This window comes from Streptomyces sp. HSW2009, from assembly GCF_040240285.1.
GTDB lineage: Bacteria > Actinomycetota > Actinomycetes > Streptomycetales > Streptomycetaceae > Streptomyces.
On the sequence record NZ_JBEHZD010000949.1, the window covers coordinates 1 to 1,616 of the forward strand.

Genomic DNA, 1,616 nt, shown 5'->3' on the forward strand with positions numbered 1-1,616 from the left:
CCCCCCCCGCCCGGCCCCGCCGCCGCGGCCCCCCCCCCGGCGCGCCCGCCCCGGCCGGGGGGGGGCGCCCGCGGGGGCCCCCCCCCGGCCCCCCCCCGCGGCCGTGGTGGCCCGCGCGGCCCGCGCGGAGGCCGTCGAACAGGACCAGGACGCGCTGCGGATCAGCGCCCCGGTGGTGGACCGGATCGCCGTACTGACCGAGACCGTACGGGAGTTGGCGGCGGCCGGCATCGAGGCCCGGGACATCGCCCTGCGCCGGCCGACCCTGGACGAGGTGTTCCTTGAGCTGACGGGGTCGCGACCGGAGGACCGGGCCGGGGGCGGGGCTGGGGCCGAGGCCGACGCCGGGTCCGACGCTGGGGCCGGGGCCCGGCAGAGCAGCCGGAGCGGGCGGGCCGGTCGGGCCAGCCAGGACAGTCGGGGCGAGCAGGGCGAGCGGGAGGCCGGGGCATGACGGAGATCGCAGGGGCGGACCTGACGGTGGTGGCGCGGCCGGCCGGCGCGGCCGGTCGCATCGGATGGGCGCTGACCGACGCCTGGACCATGACCCGCCGCGAACTGGCCCACTGGGCGCGGCAGCCGGTGCAACTCCTGGTCGGGCTGGTCTTCCCGGTGATGATGCTGGTGATGTTCGCGTACTTCATCGGCGGCGGCATGGAGGTGGCCGGCGGCGGGGACTACAAGGAGTTCCTGTTCCCCGGGATGCTCGCGCTGACCATGGCGTTCGGCCTGGAGTCGACGATGGTGTCGATCACCACGGACCTCAACAAGGGCGTGCTCGACCGGTTCCGCGCGATGCCGATGAGCCGGTCGGCGGTGCTGGTCGGGCGCAGCGTGGCGGACATGATCGAATCCCTGGTCAGCGTGGTGGTGTTGCTGCTGGCCGGGCTGTTGATGGGCTGGCGCTGGCACGGCGGCGTCGGCGCGGGGCTGGCGGCGATCGGGCTGCTGCTCCTGCTGCGCTTCGCGATGCTGTGGCTCGGCATCTATCTGGGCATGGCGGCGGGCAAGCCGGAGCTGGTGCAGGCGGTGCAGATCCTGGTCTGGCCCGTGGGCTTCCTCTCCAACGCCTTCACCTCGGCCGACACCATGCCGGACTGGCTCGGCGCGATCGCCGAGTGGAACCCGATGTCGGCCACCGCGACGGCGGTCCGCGACCTGTTCGACAACCCCGGCTGGGGCGGCGACTCCTGGGCAGCGGACCATGCTGGCCTGCTGGCGATCTGCTGGCCGCTGGCGCTGCTCGCGGTCTTCTTCCCGCTGGCGGTACGACGCTATCTGCGGCTGGGCGGCTAACCGTACGGGTGCCCGCGGCGCTGGCGGGGCCGGGGCTGGGGGGCGGGCGGTGCCGGGCTTGGGGTGCTCCGCTCTGCGGTGGGGCTGCGGGGGCCGCGGGGGCTGCGCCGGGGCCGGGCTGCGGGGGCCGGTCGTGGCGCTCGGCCCGTACGGCGGGTGGGCTGCGGGTGCCGGCCGGGGCGCCAGGTCCGTACGGTGTCGCGCCGCGACGCGGTGTGACGTGACGTGACGCGGTAGGGCGGGGCGGGGCGGGGCGGGGTGCGCGGGCACGGCTCCTCGTGGGGGTGGGCGGCGGCGCGGGGCCCGGGCCGCCGGGGCTG

1 protein-coding gene and 1 pseudogene are annotated in these 1,616 nt (G+C 77.0%); both read left to right on the forward strand.

Translation table 11 applies throughout. The features are described 5' to 3' along the window. Positions 1-454: pseudogene (locus tag AAHZ94_RS33755) on the forward strand (hypothetical protein); the annotation flags it as partial. Then, positions 451-1,296, forward strand: a complete 846-nt coding sequence (locus AAHZ94_RS33760; RefSeq protein ID WP_349997509.1) for an ABC transporter permease — start codon at positions 451-453, stop codon at positions 1,294-1,296. The pseudogene AAHZ94_RS33755 and the gene AAHZ94_RS33760, both read left to right, overlap by 4 nt. The last annotated feature ends 320 nt before the right edge of the window (positions 1,297-1,616 follow it).